Genomic DNA, 17,038 nt, shown 5'->3' with positions numbered 1-17,038 from the left:
GCGTCAGCCCTCCTGATTCTCAGTCGAAGCGGGTGCATCGGCGGAGGCGGCGCGGCCGGCTTCCGTGCTCGTCGCGGTGGTGCCCGAAGCACCGGAGCGACGCGGACGGCTGGGGCGCTCGCGACGCGGGCGATCCGCAGGAGCGGCAGCAGCGGCCAGCTCACGACGGCCACCGACGATGTCGCCCTTGTAGATCCAGACCTTCACGCCGATGCGACCGAAGGTGGTCTTCGCCTCGTACAGGCCGTAGTCGATGTCCGCGCGCAGCGTGTGCAGCGGAACGCGACCCTCACGGTAGAACTCCGAGCGGGACATCTCGGCGCCGCCGAGACGGCCCGAGCACTGCACCCGGATGCCCTTGACGTTCGGCTGACGCATGGCCGACTGGATGGCCTTGCGCATCGCACGACGGAACGCGACACGGTTGCTGAGCTGCTCGGCAACGCCCTGGGCGACGAGCTGCGCCTCGGACTCCGCGTTCTTGACCTCGAGGATGTTCAGCTGGACCTGCTTACCGGTCAGCTTCTCGAGCTCGGCGCGGATGCGATCGGCCTCGGCGCCGCGGCGGCCGATGACGATGCCCGGACGCGCGGTGTGGATGTCCACCCGCACGCGGTCCCGGGTCCGCTCGATCTCGACCTTCGCGATGCCCGCGCGCTCCAGGCCGGAGGCCAGGAACTTACGGATCGCGACGTCTTCCTTCACGTACTCCGCGTACTGCTTGTCCGCGTACCAACGCGACTTCCAGTCGGTGGTGATGCCCAGGCGGAAGCCGTGCGGGTTGATTTTCTGGCCCACTACTGAGCTCCCTTCCGGCGGTTACGGTTGGACGCGGTCGAGCGGGAGGCGACGCTCTCGACGATCACGGTGATGTGGCTCGTCCGCTTGCGGATCCGGAACGCGCGGCCCTGGGCACGCGGCTGGAACCGCTTCAGGGTCGCACCCTCGTCCACGTACGCCGTCGCGACGACGAGCGTGCTGGGGTCGAGGTCCAGGTTGTTCTGCGCGTTGGCAGCGGCGGAGGCGATCACCTTGGCGACCGGCTCGGCAGCGGCCTGCGGAGCGAACTTGAGGATCGCAAGGGCGTCCTCGACCGACTTGCCGCGAACGATGTCGACGACGCGACGCGCCTTCATCGGGGTCACACGCACGTGGCGCGCAACAGCCCGAGCGCTGGGGTTGGTGGTTTCAGTGCTCATCGACGCTTGCTCTTCCGGTCGTCCTTGATGTGGCCCTTGAACGTACGGGTCGGCGCGAACTCGCCGAGCTTGTGTCCGACCATCGAGTCCGAGACGAACACCGGCACGTGCTTGCGGCCGTCGTGGACGGCAAACGTGTGACCGATGAAATCGGGCAGGATAGTGGAACGGCGCGACCAGGTCTTGATGACCTGCTTGGTGCCCTTCTCGTTCTGCAGATCCACCTTCGCCAGGAGGTGGTCGTCGACGAACGGGCCCTTCTTGAGGCTGCGTGGCATTCTCTAACTCCCTCCTTGACTAGCGCTTCTTGCCGGTACGGCGACGACGGACGATGAGCTTGTCGGACGCCTTGTTCTTGCGGGTGCGGCCCTCGGGCTTGCCCCACGGGCTGACCGGGTGGCGACCACCCGAGGTCTTGCCCTCACCACCGCCGTGCGGGTGGTCGACCGGGTTCATCACGACACCGCGGACGGTCGGGCGCTTGCCCTTCCAGCGCATACGGCCGGCCTTGCCCCAGTTGATGTTCGACTGCTCGGCGTTGCCGACCTCGCCGACGGTGGCGCGGCAGCGCACGTCGACGCGACGGATCTCACCGGAGGGCATACGCAGCGTGGCGTAGGTGCCTTCCTTACCGAGGAGCTGGATGCTCGCGCCGGCGGAACGGGCCATCTTGGCGCCGCCACCCGGACGCAGCTCCACCGCGTGGATGGTGGTACCGGTCGGGATGTTGCGCAGCGGCAGGTTGTTGCCGGGCTTGATGTCCGCGGTCGGGCCGGACTCGACGGGAGCACCCTGCACCAGGCCCTTGGGGGCGATGATGTAGCGCTTCTCGCCGTCCACGTAGTGGAGCAGCGCGATGCGGGCGGTGCGGTTGGGGTCGTACTCGATGTGAGCGACCTTGGCCGGGATGCCGTCCTTGTCGTTGCGACGGAAATCGATCAGGCGGTAGGCGCGCTTGTGTCCGCCACCCTTGTGACGGGTGGTGATGCGGCCGTGCGCGTTACGACCACCGCGACCGTGCAGCGGGCGAATCAGCGACTTCTCGGGCGTCGACCGAGTGATCTCGGCGAAGTCCGAGACACTCGCGCCGCGCCGACCCGGGGTAGTCGGCTTGTACTTACGAATTGCCATGAGTCTTCTCGTCCTCTATCTCTCGAGTTCCGACCGCTTACGCGACCGGGCCTCCGAAGATCTCGATGGGCTTGCTGTCGGCGGTGAGGGTCACGAGCGCGCGCTTGGTGTCCTTGCGCTTGCCGTAACCGAACCGGGTCCGCTTGCGCTTGCCCTGACGGTTGGCGGTGTTGACGCTGCTCACCTTGACGCCGAAGACCTTCTCGACGGCAATCTTGATCTGCGTCTTGTTCGAGTCCGGGTGCACCAGGAAGGTGTAGGTGCCTTCCTCCATCAGCCCGTAGGACTTCTCGGAGATGACCGGAGCCAGCAGGATGTCGCGGGGATCGGCGATCGTGCTCACTTGCTCTCCTCCTTCGCGAGCTGCACGGACTCGGCCGGTCCGTGGATGAACGTGTTGAGCGCCTCGACGCTGAAGACGACGTCGTCGCTGTAGAGCACGTCGTAGGTGTTCAGCTGATCCGGCGCGATCGGGTGCACGTTCTGCAGGTTCTGCACGCTCTTCCACGCCGCGAGATCCTCACGGCCGACGACGAGGAGCAGGTTCTTGCGATCGGACAGCTCCGCGAGGAAGCTGCGCGCGCTCTTGGTCGACGGGGTCTGCCCGGCGACGAGCTCGGTGATCACGTGGATGCGCTCGTTGCGCGCCCGGTCGGAGAGGGCACCGCGGAGGGCGGCGGCCTTCATCTTCTTGGGCGTGCGCTGGCTGTAGTCACGCGGCTGCGGTCCGTGGACCGTGCCACCGCCGGCGAACTGAGGCGCGCGGGTCGAACCCTGACGGGCGCGGCCGGTGCCCTTCTGCCGGTACGGCTTCTTGCCACCGCCGCGGACGTCGCCGCGGGTCTTGGTGGCGTGCGTGCCCTGGCGAGCCGCGGCGAGCTGTGCCACGACGACCTGGTGCAGCAGCGCGATGTTCGCGGGAGCGTCGAAGATCTCGGCGGGGAGATCGACGGTGCCGTCGGTCTTGCCACCCGGCGCCTTGACGTCCAGCGTCAGCTTGGTTGCGGTCTCGGTGCTGGTCATGCCCGTGCACCACCCTTCACTGCGGTCTTGACGATCACGAGGCCACCCTTGCGGCCCGGGATCGCACCCTTGATCAGCAGCAGGCCGTTCTCGGCGTCCACCTTGTGGACCGAGAGGTTCTGCGTCGTGATGCGGTCGCTACCCATGCGGCCGGACATGCGCGTGCCCTTGAACACGCGGCCCGGGGTGGCGCAGCCACCGATGGAACCGGGACGACGGTGCACGGCCTGCGCACCGTGCGAGGCACCCTGGCCGGCGAAGCCGTGGCGCTTCATGGTGCCCGCGAAGCCCTTGCCCTTGGAGGTGCCGGTGACGTCGACGAACGCGCCGTCCTCGAAGACCTCTGCAGTGAGCTCCTGGCCGATCTCGTAAGCCGAGGTGTCCTCGACACGAAGCTCGACGAGATGGCGGCGGGGGGTCACGCCGGCCTTGGCGAACTGGCCGCTGACCGGCTTGTTCACCTTGCGGGGGTCGATGGCGCCGAAGGCGAGCTGCACGGCGTTGTAGCCGTCGCGCTCCTCGGTGCGAATCTGCGTGACCACGTTCGGTCCGGCCTTGACGACGGTGACCGGAACGACCCGGTTGTTCTCGTCGAAGACCTGGGTCATGCCGAGCTTGGTGCCCAGGATTCCCTTGATCTGGTTAGTCATTTGTTATCTCCGCTGCGTCTTCTACAAGCTCACTGAATGTTGACGTCGACGCTGGCCGGGAGGTCGATGCGCATGAGAGCGTCGACCGTCTTCGGCGTCGGGTCGAGGATGTCGATCAGCCGCTTGTGAGTACGCATCTCGAAGTGCTCGCGCGAGTCCTTGTACTTGTGCGGCGAGCGGATGACGCAGTACACGTTCTTTTCGGTGGGCAACGGCACCGGGCCGACCACGCGGGCACCCGTACGGGTCACCGTCTCGACGATCTTGCGCGCAGATGCGTCGATCGCCTCGTGGTCATAGGCCTTGAGCCTGATGCGGATCTTCTGTCCCGCCACGCTTAGTGTCCTTTTCTTGCCGCGTTTCGTAGCACCCGAACGAGCCGGGAGCCACCTCGTCTGCACAGCCCCACCGGAACGGCGACCGAGAACAGCACTGACACGATGCGATACCGGGACGCACCCGATCCGCTGCCGCTGTTCATCTGTCAATAGTTCTCCGGTCCACGCGGTCGGGCGTGTCGCCCTTCCGCTCATTCCCCGGCACCGAAGCTCGATGCCGCGGGAACCCACCGGATGCACCCATACGGGCACACAGGGGTACTGCTTCCGTCTTGCATGTGGCCGCGACCAGGCCGTCAGGCTCGATCCGCGACTGTCACACCAACCCGTTCCGAGCCGCAAAAAAACCATGACCCGGTCAAGGCAACCCGACCAGTATGCAGGACTGCTCCCACAAACTCAACTCGGGAGGCCCGGTGCCCACGTGCGCCGGCGTCACTTCGGCCCGGTGGCCGTCGTGATGGAAGGAATTATCGTCGCTCGTGCGTCGAGGGTGTTCGTCGGGTCGGGTCCGGGGCCCGGCGCAATCACCCGCGCCTCGGGAATCTCGCGAGGCGCCGCTGCGATCGCCGGCACGTCACGCCAGGCAGGCAACGCCTCCTGCAGCTCGAGAGCGAGAGCCACGACCTCACGGTCCTGCCAGGCTCGGGCACCGAGCTGCACACCGAACGGGATGCCGGTCGCGGACGACCGGCCGACCGGAAGCGAAACCACCGGCGCCCCAGCATAATTCGCCCACCGAACATCCCCCTGCACACTTTCGGACACGGTGTACCCGAGGAATTCGTCCCTGCCCGCGCCGTCGACGAACGTCCCCGGATACACCACCGCATCGAGGTTGTTGTCGACGAACATCCGGTTGTAGTCGTACTGGAACCGGAGCCGGTCGCGTTCGAGGCCGAAATACTCGGCCGCCGGGAGCGCCAGTCCCGCCGCGGCCGCCGCCAGAGAGGGCAGGAGGTCGGGCCGGTACAGGTGCAGTCGGTCCGAGAACTGCCGATGGTAGGCCCCGACCTCGACCCTGTCGCCGGTGACCATCGAGTCGGGCTCGGCCGGGGCCACCACGGGAACGATCTGCGCTCCCAGGGCACGGGCCGCATCGAGCAGGTCGTCGAACAGCGACCGCAGCGCCGCGGGAAGTTTCACGACGGCAGCGTCGGGGACACCGAGACGCACCCGACCCAGCGGGGCGGCGCCGCCGCGCGCCGAAATCGCGAAGCCCTCCCCCGCGAGCGGCGGTGCGAGCAGCGTCCCGGGGTCGGACGGGTCCTCCCCGGCGAGCACGTCCAGGAGCAGTGCGGCATCGGCGACACTGCGTCCCATCACACCGACGTGATCACGGGTCGGGGTCAGCGGAATCATGCCGGACTTGGTGACCCGGCCGAACGACGGCTTGATCGAACTGACGCCGCACGCGCTCGCCGGCAGCCGCACCGAGCCCCCGGTGTCGCTGCCGACCGAGAGCGGAACGAACCGCGCAGCCAGAGCCGCCGCACTTCCACCCGACGACCCGCCGGGCGAGAAATCCGTGTTCCAGGGGTTGCCTACCTGCGGGGTCGCAACCCCGAACGCGAATTCGTCGGTGTGCACGTGACCGACGAGAACGGCCCCGGCGTCACGCAGCCTGCTCCAGACCCCGGAATCCCCTGCCGCGATGTTGCCCTCGCGCACACGGCTCGAGGCGGTCAGCGGTAACCCAGCCACCGCGAAGATGTCCTTCAACGCGACCGGCAATCCGCACAGCGGTGATTCCGCGACACCGTCGCGGCGGGCGCGTCGGAGCCGTTCGGCAGCCGCATCCGCCGCCGCGTACGCGACCTCCGGATACATCCGGATCCATGCGCCGATCTCACCGTCGAACGCTCGGCTGCGCGCGATGCACGCGTCGAGCAGTTCACGCGGATGCAGGTCGCCGCCGTGCAGCAGTGCGGCGGCCGAGAGCGCACTCATCAGCGCCGGGTCGGTTTCGGAAATGGAGCCGGGGTCGGGCAGCCGACGCTCCGGGGTCGCGGCACCGGCCGGCGTCCCGGCCATGCCCCATGCGGCTACGCCCGCTGCCGCTCCTCCCAGAAACCGCCGACGGCTGATGGTCGCAGTCACGGAACGACAATAGGTGGATCCGCATCGCCGTGCGGGCCCGGGGCGGGCGCCGGGGTGGGATACTGCACCGACCGGATCCGGTCCCCCACCGAGCCCCGGACCCGAGGAGTGCCCATGACATCGTCCGCCCGGCCGCGTCCCGTCGGGTCCCGCGCGCTGCGCCGCCGTCCCCAGCTGTCCGACGACGTCGCCGTCCACGTACGCAATCGCATCATGTCCGGCGGCGTGCGGCCCGGAGACTTCATCCGGCTGGACGAGACCGCCGCGGAACTCGGCGTGAGCGTCACACCCGTGCGGGAGGCGCTGCTGACCCTGCGCGGCGAGGGCCTGGTCGAGCTGGTCCCGCACCGCGGGTACGTCGTCGCACCGCTGAGTCGCGGCGACATCGACGACCTGTTCTGGCTCCAGGGACAGATCGCGGAGGAACTCGCCCGGCGCGCGGCGCGGGCCATCACACCGGAGACGGTCGCAGAACTCACCGAACTCAATGAGCAGCTGCGTGAGGCCGTGCGCGCCAACGAGGGCGGACGGATCGAGGACATCGAGTTCGTGTTCCACCGGACCCTGAACCGGGCGGCGGACGCGCGCAAACTGTCCTGGTTCCTGCTCAATGCCACCCGCTACACGCCGGCCAGCTTCTATTCCTCGGACCCCGACTGGGGCGCCGCCGCCGTGCAGAGTCACACACGCCTGATCGACGCGCTCGCCCGCGGCGACTCCGATGCTGCCGGGGAGGTGACCCGGCAGCACTTCACCGACGGTGCCCAGCGGCTGGTCCGGCACCTCGACGAAGTCGGAGTCTGGGACTGAGCGAGCGGGTCCCGGTCGCGCAGATCAGCTGACGGGAACGGCCGGGCGGTCCGGATCGGTGGTACCCAGTGCGGACACGAGCGTGTCGAACGAATCCTCCAGTGCCCGCCGGAAGCGCTGCGGATCCGGCATCGCCGCCGCGTTCGCGGTGAAGCTGATCGACAATTCACTGCCGAGCGACGTGATGCTCATCGCGAATCCCGAGTGGACCGACGACAGGTTGAAGGCCTCGAGGGAGCGCCGGCCGAACAGGGTGAGTTCGGACGATCCACGGGGAACGTTCGTGATCATGGCGTTCGCGGAGATACCGGTCCCGGCTTCGACGGCGTGGTGCGTCGCCGCCACGACCTTGCGGGCCATCCACCACGGGTAGTCGTCGAGGGCGGTGGTCGCAATCATCGCCGGGGCGCTGCGGCTGCGCTGCTTGCCCTGCGCGGTGGATTCGGCGATCTTCTGGAGGCGGACTCTCGGGTCGGGTTCCTGCACGTGCAGGTCGACCAGGATCATCCCGAACTGGTTCGACGCCTGTTCCGGGTTCCCGCGACGCTCGGCCAGCGGCACCAGCGACATGGGCGACGCGACCACCACCGGGTCGGCACCGAGCTCACCGTGGTGGCGCAGGTACTCACGCATCGCCCCGGAGATGACGGCGAGTGCGAAGTCGTTGACGGTGACTCCCGGCACGGTCCGGCGAGCGGCCTGCGCGGCATCGAGCGATCGCCGTGCGACGTCCACGACCACCGCACCGCCGCTCGCAGGCGAATTGAACCGGTTCGGCACCGCGGTCGGCGCGGGCGGGATCTCCCCGCGGGCGGTCAGGGCGTCGAGTTCGGCGACCGCTTCCTTGGTGCGGCGTGCGGCGCGCAGCATGCTCACCACCTGCCCGGGGACCGCCGCGACCTGACGCAACAGCCCCGGCGGGGTGTACTCGGGTTCGGGCTTCTCGACGTCCGCGTCGGGAGCATCGAAAAGCCGCCGCGAGATCGCGCCCGCCTCGATGCCGTCCCCGATCGCGTGCTGGAACTTGATCACGATGTAGTAGGCGTCGTCCGGAATGCCGGGCACGTCCCGCACCCCGGTGATCGCGTGCAGTTCCCACAGCGGCCTGCTCAGATCCATCGGCGCGGCGACGATACGAGCCAGTTCGGCGGTCAACCCGTCCCAGCCGGCACCGTCGAGGTCGAGGCACCGAATGTGGTCGGCGACGTCGACGTGCTCGGCCGTCCGCCAGACGGGATATGCCAACGGCGACCGGAATTCGACGATCTCGGTGAACACCCGGGACCGGTCGAGCCGGGTGGTCATCCACTCGACGAGTTCGTCGCGGCCGATCGGCTCCTGGCCGGGCTCGCCCGGTTCGAAGACCCAGATCTGTATGAACTTCGATTCGTCCACGGTCCGTGGATCCGTCAGATTGAGTGCGTGCCTGGGTGTCATCACCCGGCGTCGTGCTGTGCGTCCGGCCCCCGACCGTCCATTCATTCCGCGTCCGTCCCTATCTGGTGATGTCACGACACCCCTTGCGGTGTCGGTGTCGTACCGGCAGTCGGTACGACACCGAATACGGACATTACCTTTCGGTAACGGTGGGTAACGGAAATACACGTCGAAGCTGTCTCAGGTCACACTGAGATGCGGTTCCTCGGGGGATCACCCTGTGAACGACCGTCGAGAGCCGTCACCAGCGCGTCGAAGGAGGCGAGCAGGTCGTCCCGGTAGGCGTCGGGGTCCGGCATCATCGACTCGTCGGCGGTGAACGTGAGCGCCAGTTCGTCTCCGAACGACGTCACGATGTGTCCGAGCCCTCCCCCGCCGTGGACGGCGAGCACACCGAACGCCGAAACTGCCTGCGCACCACAGCACGTGAGCACACCCGAACCCCGGGGCACGTTCGCCACGGTGGTGTTCGCGACCACCCGCGCTCCCGCCGATACCCGTCGCTGGTGAGCGGCGACGATGCGCTTGGCGACCCACCAGGGGTAGTCGTCGAGCGCGGTGGTCACGGCTACGGCGGCCGCGGTTCGTGCCCGGGCCTTGCCCGCGGCCGCAGCGGACACGATGGACCGGAAACGCACGAGCGGATCGGGTTGGTCGGTGCCCAGCGAGAGCAGGACCATCGAGAACTGGTTGGAACCACGCTCGGGTGCACGCGACCGCTCCGCGGTGGGGACCACGGACATGGGGATCGCTCCGACGAGTGATTCCGCGGGCAATTCCCCGTGGCGTTGGAGGTATCGGCGCAGACCACCGGCCACCACGGCCAGGACGAAGTCGTTGAGGGTCGCGCCGGGCACCTTCCGCCGCGTCTCCTGCACGGCGCGCAGGTCCCACCGAAGGACGTTGGCGGTCGTGCGGCCGGACAACGGCCCGTTGAAGCGGGTACGAGGCGCTGCCGGTGCCGGGGTGATCTCCTCGCGGGCGACCAGATCCTCGAACTCCGCGACCGCGGCGCGGGCCCGGCGCCAGGCGCGCAGCATGCGTACGACCCGGACGGGCAAGGCCGCCGCCTGCACGAGGAGCGGTGGACCGGACAGCACGTCCGGATCGGCGGGCTCGGCTTCACCGTCCGTGTCGTCGAACAGCCGGCGAGCGATCGCCACGGTCTCGATTCCGTCGCCGACACAGTGGTGGAATTTCAGGGCGACGAAAGTCGAGCAGTCGGGAAAACCGTCGATTCCTTTCGCCCCGGTCAATACATGCAATTCCCAGGGCGGTCTGCTCAGATCCATCGGTTCCGCGAGCACGGCCGCGAATCTGCGCCGCAATGCGGCCCAGTTCTCCCCGGCGACGTCGACGAAATACACCTGCTGTTCCCACTGCGGGTCGCTGTCCCGAATCCAGTTCGGTTCCGCCGGGAAGCGGTGGAATTCGACTCGCTCGGTGAGTGCCCGCGAGCGCGCGATGCGGTCGCCGATCCATTCGAGCAGAGAATTCCGGTCGAGCGGCCCGGCACCGTCCGGACCGGGAGCGAATACCCAGACGTCGACGATCGCCGATTCCCCCGCAGCCGCGTCGGAAACCAATTCGAGGGCGTGGCGCGGTGTCATCGCCCGTCGATATTGCACTCGCTTTGCGAGTCGTGCCTGGCCATCACGCAGAAGGATTTTCACTCGGAATCTCCCCGCAAGTCCCGCCCCGACGCGGATTTCACGATAGCCGACACGTTGTCGGTTCGGACCGGAAACGGGCATTACAACCAGAACACGCGAAGTTGCCTCCCGGTCCGGATCCGCGAAGATTCCGGACGGCGCGATTCCGGACGGACGTGTCCGGTTCGCCCGCGCGGGTAGCATCAGCGAGACAGCGATGGTGCTCGCGGCGAGAAGGAGAGCAGGGGTACGGGACCGAGCGGGCCATTTCGATCGAACTCGACGGCGGAGCGTGATGCTGGGATATCAGGACGACGCGGTAGTGGTGGAGGACGTCCACAAATCGTTCGGTGATGTGCACGCACTCAGCGGAATCTCCTTTTCCGCACCCCCGGGCAGCGTCCTGGGAATCCTCGGACCGAACGGCGCCGGAAAGACGACAACCGTCAAGATTCTGTCGACATTGATCCGGCCCACGAGCGGCCGCGCGCGGATCGCCAGCTACGACGTGGTGACCCAGGCGCCGGAAGTCCGGCGCTCGATCATGATGACAGGGCAGTACGCCGCGCTCGACGAGGCGCTGACCGGCCGCGAGAACCTCATCCTCTTCGGTCGCCTGATGGGACTCGACCGCGCGACGGCGAAGGCCCGGGCGGAAGCCCTCCTGGAGGAATTCGATCTCGTGGAGGCGGGTCGGCGCGCGGTCCGGCACTACTCGGGCGGCATGCGGCGACGGGTGGACATCGCGTGCGGACTCGTCGTGCGGCCCGAGGTGGTGTTCCTCGACGAACCGACCACCGGCCTGGACCCCCGGAGCCGCCAGGGCGTCTGGTCGCTCGTCGCGGCACTGAAGAACCAGGGCATCACGGTGCTGCTGACCACGCAATATCTCGAAGAAGCCGATCTTCTCAGCGACAACATCATCGTCATCGACAGGGGCACCATCGTCGCGGAGGGTACGGCCGACGAACTGAAGGCCCGCACCGGTGGCAGCTTCTGCGAGGTCGTCCCGGCAGACCCGGCAGCGGTGCCGCGGGTGATCGAAGCGCTCGGCGACCTGGTGCCCGACGAGGTGCGTGCCGAGGTTGCGCAGCACCCGAGTATCGACCGCGTCTCGATTCCCGCGCCGGGCGGGGCGGCAACGCTCGCCGAAGCGCTGCGCCGGCTCGACTCCGAGACGATTCCGCTTGCGGACATCGGACTGCGCCGCCCGTCACTCGACGACGTGTTCCTCACCTTGACCGGTCACTCCGCCCTTCCCGATGAACAGCCGGCAGAAGAGGTGGCCCCGTGACCGCGACCGCGAAGGGGGCCACTGCACAGCGCGGCCTTCGACGCGATGCCGGGCTGTCGCTACCCGACAGGAACGTCGGTGTGCACCGACGGGTCGAACCGTCGGGTTTCCACCAGTGGCGGGCCCTGTCGGGCCGGTCCATCCGGGCGATGGTCCGCGAGGGACAACTGTTCATCGCGATCATCGCGCCGCTGGTCTTCACGATCGGCTTCTACCTGCCGTTGAAGTTCGTCATGCAGATCAAGGGCATCGACTACGCGCAGTTCCTCATGCCGATCATCGTGCTGCAGGCGATGGCCTTCACCGCGATCTCCGCTTCGCAGGTCGCCGCGAGGGAATCCGCGAACGGATTCACCACCCGGCTCAAGACGATGCCGGTATCGGCGCCGGCACCGCTCACCTCCCGTATGACCAGCAGTTTCTTTCGGTCCGTGGTGGCGCTGACAGCCGCGCTGCTCTTCGGGCACGTCATCGGGTTCCGGTTCAGCGCCGGTTTCTGGCAGGCAGCGGCGTTCTGCGGATTCGGACTGCTCATAGGCGTCACCCTGTCGCTGGGAGCCGACGCGATCGGTTCGCTGGCGAAGAGTCCCGAGGCGACCTCGCAGGCGCTGGCTCTGCCGCAGCTGATCCTGGGCATGCTGTCCTGCGGGTTCGTTCCGGAGGAGGGCTTTCCCGAGTGGATCCGCCCGTTCGTCCGCAACCAGCCCATCTCCCAGTTCTCCTTCGCGATGCGCGACATGGCAGAGGGTGGCATCACCGCCTCGGTGCTGCTGCCGGCGGCCCTGTGGTGCGCGGGCCTGCTCGTGGTGTGCGCGCCCCTCGCGGTCTGGGCGAGTGTGAGGCGCGGATGAGCACGAACACCGACCGCGTACCGCAGCGCGCCTTCGACGCCGACCGGATGTTCGATTTCCCCGAGCCCGACGCGGCGCATCCGGAGGGCTCGGCACGCGCGCTCGTCGAACACAGCCTGATGCAGTGCGGCCGGCTGCTGCGACGCTGGTCACGCGACCCGGCGACGATGATTCAGGCACTGCTGTATCCGGCACTGACGCTCCTCATGTTCCGGCTCGTGTTGGGCGATTCGATCACCGCGGCGACCGGGCAACCCGCGATCTACGGCAACGTTCCGTTGATCGCGCTGATCGGTGCGATGTTCGGGTCGGTCGTCAGCGCCGTGGGACTGCGGGAAGAGCGCAAGAAGGGCCTGCTCAGCAGGTTCTGGGCGATGCCCGTCCACCGCGCCTCGGGCCTCGTCGGCCGCATGATGGCCGAGGCCGTACGGATCTTCGCCACGACCCTGCTCATCGTGATCGTCGGAACCGCCCTGGGATTCCGTTTCCTGCAGGGACCGCTCGCCGGGGTCGTCATGCTGCTGATCCCGATTCTGTTCGGAATGGGTTTCGCGGTGATGATCACCGCGCTGGCCGTGATGTCCGGCGATTCCCCGCTCGTGGAGACGGTGTCGATCGTCTGCACTCTGCTGATGTTCTTCAATTCGGGGTTCGTGCCGGTGATGGCGTATCCGACGTGGCTGCAGCCGGTCGTGCAGTACCAGCCGCTCTCCTGCGCGGTCGACACGATGAAGGGTCTCTCGCTCGGCGGACCCGTCCTCGAGCCGCTGCTGCTCACCTGCGCGTGGTCGTTCGGAATGATCGCGGTCTTCCTGTATCCGGCTGTCCGCGGCTATCGCCATGCAGCCGCCCACAATTGAGCGAGGTCCACTACGGTGGCCGCATGACTGATTCCGCAGCCACATCACCGTCGACCCGCCCGGTCGCACTCGTCACCGGCCCCACCTCCGGACTCGGCGCTGCATTCGCCCGATTGCTCGCCGAGCAGGGGCACGATCTGGTTCTGGTGGCGCGCGACGAGGCGCGGCTGCACGCGCTGGCGGACGAACTCGCCGGCGCGCACGGCGTCCGCGCGGAGATCATCGCGGCGGATCTCGCGACCGAGGCCGGGCGGGACGCGGCCTCCGAACGGCTCGCGAAGGGTGTCGACGTCCTCGTCAACAATGCCGGTTTCCTCACCGACGGTGAGTTCTGGGACGCGGACCTCGACCTGCTGCGCGGCCAGCTCGGGGTCAACGTCACCGCGGTGATGGAACTGACCCACGCCGCGCTGCCGCCGATGCGCGCGGCCGGCCGCGGCACGATCGTCAACGTCGCGAGCGTGTCGGGTCTGTTCACGGGCCCGGCGTCGACCTACAGCGCGAGCAAGGCGTGGGTCGTGAAGTTCTCGGAAGGTCTCGCCCACAAGGTCGCCGCGGACGGGGTGCGCATGGTCGCGCTGTGCCCCGGATTCATGGACACCGAGTTCCATCCTCGTGGCGGGCAGGACGTGTCCGGCGTCCCGAAGCAGCTGTGGCTCGACACCGCGGACGTCGCGCGGACCGCCCTCGAGGACGCGGCGAAGGGCCGGGTCGTGAGCATCCCCGGCCGGCGTTACAAGCTGTGGACCACCCTCGACCGGCTCAAGCCGCGCCGGTTCGTCTGGCGGGCCTGAACCGCTCCCCGGTAGAAGCGACCTCGGGGCCGGTGACGAAGTTCGTCACCGGCCCCGAGATGTTCGTCGCGGCTGTCGCGATGCGCTCGCGGATCAGCTCTCGTCGATGTCGAGCGCGCGTGCCAGCACCGGCCACGACTCCTTCAGCTCGTCCTCCCAGTAGCCCCACGAGTGGGTACCGTCGTCGCGGAACTTGAAGGTCGCCGGAATGCCGAGCTCGTTCAGCCGGTCCTGCAGATTGTGCGTGCAGTAGTTGGTGGCGGCCTCGATCACGCCACCGACGATGACCTGGTTGGCCACGTTCCCGGCGTCACCGTTCATACCGGGGCCGTCGCCGTTGTCGTAGCGGCCGGGCAGGCCGGTGCCGTTCGAGACGTACAGTTCCAGGCCGCGCAGCTTCTCCGCGTGCAGGTACGGATCGTTCGCCTCCCACGCCGGGTCCTCGTCCGAACCCCACATGTTGACGACGTCGCCGCCGCCCCAGGTCTCGACCGTGAGCTTGACGAACTGCTTGCCGATCGGGTCCGACGTCTGCGCGCACCCGCTGTAGGCGGCGACGCCGTTGAACAGGCCCGGCTTCGCGGTCGCGAGCGAGAACACCGACGTGCCGGAGGAGGACAGGCCGGCGATGGCATTGACGCCGTTGGTGCCGAGCGCGGCGTCGACGATGGGTGGCAGTTCCTCGGTGATGAACGTCGTCCACTTGTTGTTGCCGAGGACCGGGTCCGGGGAGTACCAGTCGGTGTAGTAGCTGAACCGGCCGCCCAGCGGCGACACGACGTTGATGTTCTTCTCGGTCAGGAAGTCGATCGCGTCGGTCTGCAGACGCCACGTCCCGGCGTCCTCGCCGCCACCGGCACCGTTGAGCAGGTACAGCGTGGGCCGCGGTTCGCTCGTGTCGGCCGGACGCCACACGTCGACCGGGATCTCACGTCCCATCGACGCCGAGTAGACCCAGATGATGATCGAGTGCTCGTCGTACACCTCGGCCTTGGTGATCTTCGAACCGTTGGGCGACTCGACCGAAGCGAGAACCTTCCCGGTGTCGAGGACCGGATCGGCCCCCGCAGAGGCAGTGCCCACAGCCATGGGCAGTGCGGCCGCGGTCAGTACCACGGCAACGGACCTCGCGACGGCTACCGCCGTACGGTTCGTGTTTCGGCGCATGCGCTCGCTTCCCACCTTCTCCATTGCTGTTCCTGCGTGTCGGGTCACCGCGGAGCAGCGCCCTCGTACATGCGACGATGGGACCCCCGAAGGGATCCCATCGTCGACTGTTGCGAACGGTTGTCGCGTATCAGCCGATCACGAAGCACTGACCGCCGATCACGGCGAACAGGTTGCCCGGCGGGCAGTTCGGCGGGGTGACCGCGTCCGTGAGCTGATCCACGGTCAGGCCGATGAACGGGATCGGCGCCTGCGGCACGATCGGTTCCGCCTGAGCGGCACCCGCGGCGCCGAAAGCGATACCGGCAGCGGCTGCGCTGCCGAGCAGAACGGTCAGTGCACGACGCATCTGAGAACTCCTCCTGTAGGCGACCGCCGCAGCGGCCGGTTCAACGATGGCGGCGACAGCACGAACCCCCCATCGGTGCGGATCACACCGTACGCCAACGGTGACGATACCGTAAAGAAGTTCGGATCTCCGGCCGTGCATCGGCCGTCGAGGGACTATTGCCGTGATGAAACGGAAACCCGTTTCGCGACGATGAGACAACCGAACCCAGCCGGCGTCGGGGCTTCCGACGCCCCCGACAGGCAGGTCCACGACGATGATCCGACCGGCATCACGCGATGCGCTCCGCGCGCCCGGCCAGAGCAGAACGCGGCGTGCGCGAGTGGCCCAGGCGGCAGCGTTCGCCCTCGTCACCGCACTGTTCCCCGTTGTCACCGCCGGTGCCGCAGAGGCGGATCCGGTCATCGACAACGCACGGCCGCTCGCATCGCCGGTGTCGGTCAACGGTTCACGCATCACACGGATCGAGGTGCGTGACGCCCAGTCCCTCGTGATGTACGTGTATTCCGGGTCGATGGACCGGGAGATCCCGCTCGATATCATCCGTCCGAAGGACACGAGCGTGCCCCGCCCCACGTTGTATCTGCTCAACGGCGCCGGCGGCGGTGAGGACGGTGCGACCTGGCGGGCACGGACCGACGCGGCGACGTTCCTGGCCGACAAGAACATCAACGTGGTGACCCCGATGGCCGGCAAGTGGAGCTACTACACCGACTGGCAGCGGCCCGATCCGGTGCTCGGTGTCAACAAGTGGACCACCTTCCTCACCGAGGAACTGCCCCCGTTGATCGACGCCGGTCTGGGCGCCGACGGCGTCAACGCGATCGCGGGCCTTTCGTCGTCGGGCACGTCGGTGCTGCAGCTTCCCCTCGCGAAACCGGGCCTCTACCGCGGCGTCGCCGCGTACAGCGGCTGCGCGCAGACGTCGGACCCGGTCGGGCAGGCGTACGTGAATCTCGTGGTCGAAACCTGGGGCGACGGAAACACCGAGAACATGTGGGGCCCACCGGACGACCCCGACTGGGTGGAGAACGATCCCTACGTCAACGCCGAGAAGCTGCGTGGTCTGGCTCTGTACCTGTCGAACGGCAGCGGCCTGCCCGGACAGTACGACACCCTCACCGGACCCGACATCGACGGGGACATCGGGGTACTCGCGAACCAGGTCGTCGTCGGGGGGATCATCGAGGCCGCGACGAACGGCTGCACGCAGAACATGGCGCGAAGGCTCGACGAACTCGACATTCCCGCGACCGTCGTCTTCCGGCCCACCGGAACGCATTCGTGGGGCTACTGGCGTGACGAGCTCCAGAACTCCTGGCCGGTCCTCGCCGGTGCGCTCGGCGTCTGATCCGTATCTACAGCTCGAAACCGGAACGGCCG

General features: G+C 67.9%; 19 protein-coding genes. 6 read left to right on the top strand and 13 right to left on the bottom strand.

Annotation, left to right across the window (positions count from 1 at the left end; translation table 11 throughout):
• Nucleotides 1-3 precede the first annotated feature (3 nt).
• The 9 genes from rpsC to ACWDUD_RS10705 form a co-directional block, all read right to left on the bottom strand.
• Nucleotides 4-798, bottom strand: coding sequence for a 30S ribosomal protein S3 (rpsC, locus tag ACWDUD_RS10745; RefSeq protein ID WP_197257053.1), 795 nt, complete (start codon nt 796-798; stop codon nt 4-6).
• Nucleotides 798-1,199 (bottom strand): 50S ribosomal protein L22, encoded by a 402-nt coding sequence (gene rplV / locus ACWDUD_RS10740; RefSeq protein ID WP_068163599.1) that lies wholly within the window; start codon nt 1,197-1,199, stop codon nt 798-800. Before rplV ends, rpsC begins: the two co-directional genes overlap by 1 nt.
• Entirely contained in the window at nt 1,196-1,477 is a 282-nt protein-coding gene (gene rpsS / locus ACWDUD_RS10735; RefSeq protein ID WP_068163597.1) for a 30S ribosomal protein S19, read from the bottom strand. Before rpsS ends, rplV begins: the two co-directional genes overlap by 4 nt.
• 19 nt (nt 1,478-1,496) lie before the next feature.
• Entirely contained in the window at nt 1,497-2,330 is an 834-nt protein-coding gene (gene rplB / locus ACWDUD_RS10730) for a 50S ribosomal protein L2 (protein ID WP_169685525.1), read from the bottom strand.
• Nucleotides 2,331-2,367: 37 nt separating this feature from the next.
• A complete protein-coding gene (gene rplW / locus ACWDUD_RS10725; protein WP_197257056.1) occupies nt 2,368-2,673 on the bottom strand; it encodes a 50S ribosomal protein L23 in 306 nt (101 codons plus the stop codon).
• Entirely contained in the window at nt 2,670-3,353 is a 684-nt protein-coding gene (gene rplD / locus ACWDUD_RS10720) for a 50S ribosomal protein L4 (RefSeq protein WP_450109303.1), read from the bottom strand. Before rplD ends, rplW begins: the two co-directional genes overlap by 4 nt.
• Nucleotides 3,350-4,003: a 50S ribosomal protein L3 gene (gene rplC / locus ACWDUD_RS10715; protein ID WP_450109302.1), complete on the bottom strand. Its 654-nt coding sequence runs from the start codon at nt 4,001-4,003 to the stop codon at nt 3,350-3,352. The genes rplD and rplC overlap by 4 nt, the downstream gene beginning before the upstream one ends.
• A gap of 29 nt (nt 4,004-4,032) precedes the next feature.
• Nucleotides 4,033-4,338 carry a 30S ribosomal protein S10 gene (gene rpsJ, locus ACWDUD_RS10710; RefSeq protein WP_003938093.1) on the bottom strand — a complete coding sequence of 102 codons (306 nt, stop codon included), beginning with the start codon at nt 4,336-4,338 and terminating at the stop codon, nt 4,033-4,035.
• Nucleotides 4,339-4,776: 438 nt separating this feature from the next.
• The gene (locus ACWDUD_RS10705) at nt 4,777-6,441 is read right to left on the bottom strand and encodes an amidase (RefSeq protein ID WP_450109301.1); all 1,665 of its coding nucleotides are present in this window, start codon (nt 6,439-6,441) and stop codon (nt 4,777-4,779) included.
• Between the two features lie 114 nt (nt 6,442-6,555).
• On the opposite strand from ACWDUD_RS10705, the gene ACWDUD_RS10700 reads away from it, so the two are divergent.
• Nucleotides 6,556-7,251, top strand: a complete 696-nt coding sequence (locus ACWDUD_RS10700; RefSeq protein WP_450109300.1) for a GntR family transcriptional regulator — start codon at nt 6,556-6,558, stop codon at nt 7,249-7,251.
• Between the two features lie 24 nt (nt 7,252-7,275).
• On the opposite strand, the gene ACWDUD_RS10695 is transcribed toward ACWDUD_RS10700, so the two are convergent.
• A complete protein-coding gene (locus ACWDUD_RS10695; protein ID WP_450109299.1) occupies nt 7,276-8,646 on the bottom strand; it encodes a wax ester/triacylglycerol synthase domain-containing protein in 1,371 nt (456 codons plus the stop codon).
• Nucleotides 8,647-8,873: 227 nt separating this feature from the next.
• Complete coding sequence (locus ACWDUD_RS10690) at nt 8,874-10,298, bottom strand: wax ester/triacylglycerol synthase domain-containing protein (protein ID WP_450109298.1); 1,425 nt, start codon at nt 10,296-10,298, stop codon at nt 8,874-8,876.
• 337 nt (nt 10,299-10,635) lie between these two features.
• On the opposite strand from ACWDUD_RS10690, the gene ACWDUD_RS10685 reads away from it, so the two are divergent.
• From ACWDUD_RS10685 to ACWDUD_RS10670, 4 genes are read left to right on the top strand one after another with little or no spacing between them, the layout of a single operon-like run.
• Nucleotides 10,636-11,634 carry an ATP-binding cassette domain-containing protein gene (locus ACWDUD_RS10685; protein ID WP_450109297.1) on the top strand — a complete coding sequence of 333 codons (999 nt, stop codon included), beginning with the start codon at nt 10,636-10,638 and terminating at the stop codon, nt 11,632-11,634.
• The gene (locus tag ACWDUD_RS10680; RefSeq protein WP_450109296.1) at nt 11,631-12,485 is read left to right on the top strand and encodes an ABC transporter permease; all 855 of its coding nucleotides are present in this window, start codon (nt 11,631-11,633) and stop codon (nt 12,483-12,485) included. Before ACWDUD_RS10685 ends, ACWDUD_RS10680 begins: the two co-directional genes overlap by 4 nt.
• Nucleotides 12,482-13,345 carry an ABC transporter permease gene (locus ACWDUD_RS10675; protein ID WP_450109295.1) on the top strand — a complete coding sequence of 288 codons (864 nt, stop codon included), beginning with the start codon at nt 12,482-12,484 and terminating at the stop codon, nt 13,343-13,345. Before ACWDUD_RS10680 ends, ACWDUD_RS10675 begins: the two co-directional genes overlap by 4 nt.
• 23 nt (nt 13,346-13,368) lie before the next feature.
• Entirely contained in the window at nt 13,369-14,139 is a 771-nt protein-coding gene (locus ACWDUD_RS10670; RefSeq protein WP_450109294.1) for an SDR family NAD(P)-dependent oxidoreductase, read from the top strand.
• A gap of 93 nt (nt 14,140-14,232) precedes the next feature.
• Here the strand turns inward: ACWDUD_RS10670 and ACWDUD_RS10665 are convergent, their stop codons facing one another.
• Together ACWDUD_RS10665 and ACWDUD_RS10660 are read right to left on the bottom strand one after the other, a co-directional pair.
• Nucleotides 14,233-15,306, bottom strand: coding sequence for an alpha/beta hydrolase (locus ACWDUD_RS10665; RefSeq protein WP_450109362.1), 1,074 nt, complete (start codon nt 15,304-15,306; stop codon nt 14,233-14,235).
• 130 nt (nt 15,307-15,436) lie between these two features.
• Complete coding sequence (locus ACWDUD_RS10660) at nt 15,437-15,655, bottom strand: hypothetical protein (RefSeq protein ID WP_197257071.1); 219 nt, start codon at nt 15,653-15,655, stop codon at nt 15,437-15,439.
• A 256-nt stretch (nt 15,656-15,911) separates the two neighbouring features.
• Between ACWDUD_RS10660 and ACWDUD_RS10655 the strand changes: the two genes are divergently transcribed.
• Nucleotides 15,912-17,006 carry an alpha/beta hydrolase gene (locus ACWDUD_RS10655; RefSeq protein ID WP_450109293.1) on the top strand — a complete coding sequence of 365 codons (1,095 nt, stop codon included), beginning with the start codon at nt 15,912-15,914 and terminating at the stop codon, nt 17,004-17,006.
• The last annotated feature ends 32 nt before the right edge of the window (nt 17,007-17,038 follow it).

The sequence above is a fragment of the Rhodococcus sp. NPDC003382 genome, assembly GCF_053589135.1.
Note: the sequence above shows the minus strand (reverse complement) of the source record. Positions and strands in the feature narration are given on the sequence as shown.

What these genes read in the sequence shown, in the direction of transcription:
- ACWDUD_RS10675 (WP_450109295.1), top strand. Translation starts at nt 12,482, where the DNA reads ATGAGCACGAACACCGACCGCGTACCGCAGCGCGCCTTCGACGCCGAC.
- ACWDUD_RS10685 (WP_450109297.1), top strand. Translation starts at nt 10,636, where the DNA reads ATGCTGGGATATCAGGACGACGCGGTAGTGGTGGAGGACGTCCACAAA.
- ACWDUD_RS10660 (WP_197257071.1), bottom strand. Translation starts at nt 15,655, where the DNA reads ATGCGTCGTGCACTGACCGTTCTGCTCGGCAGCGCAGCCGCTGCCGGT.
- rplD (WP_450109303.1), bottom strand. Translation starts at nt 3,353, where the DNA reads ATGACCAGCACCGAGACCGCAACCAAGCTGACGCTGGACGTCAAGGCG.
- rplC (WP_450109302.1), bottom strand. Translation starts at nt 4,003, where the DNA reads ATGACTAACCAGATCAAGGGAATCCTGGGCACCAAGCTCGGCATGACC.
- ACWDUD_RS10665 (WP_450109362.1), bottom strand. Translation starts at nt 15,306, where the DNA reads ATGCGCCGAAACACGAACCGTACGGCGGTAGCCGTCGCGAGGTCCGTT.
- rplV (WP_068163599.1), bottom strand. Translation starts at nt 1,199, where the DNA reads ATGAGCACTGAAACCACCAACCCCAGCGCTCGGGCTGTTGCGCGCCAC.
- ACWDUD_RS10670 (WP_450109294.1), top strand. Translation starts at nt 13,369, where the DNA reads ATGACTGATTCCGCAGCCACATCACCGTCGACCCGCCCGGTCGCACTC.
- ACWDUD_RS10655 (WP_450109293.1), top strand. Translation starts at nt 15,912, where the DNA reads ATGATCCGACCGGCATCACGCGATGCGCTCCGCGCGCCCGGCCAGAGC.
- ACWDUD_RS10700 (WP_450109300.1), top strand. Translation starts at nt 6,556, where the DNA reads ATGACATCGTCCGCCCGGCCGCGTCCCGTCGGGTCCCGCGCGCTGCGC.
- rplB (WP_169685525.1), bottom strand. Translation starts at nt 2,330, where the DNA reads ATGGCAATTCGTAAGTACAAGCCGACTACCCCGGGTCGGCGCGGCGCG.
- ACWDUD_RS10690 (WP_450109298.1), bottom strand. Translation starts at nt 10,298, where the DNA reads ATGACACCGCGCCACGCCCTCGAATTGGTTTCCGACGCGGCTGCGGGG.
- rpsS (WP_068163597.1), bottom strand. Translation starts at nt 1,477, where the DNA reads ATGCCACGCAGCCTCAAGAAGGGCCCGTTCGTCGACGACCACCTCCTG.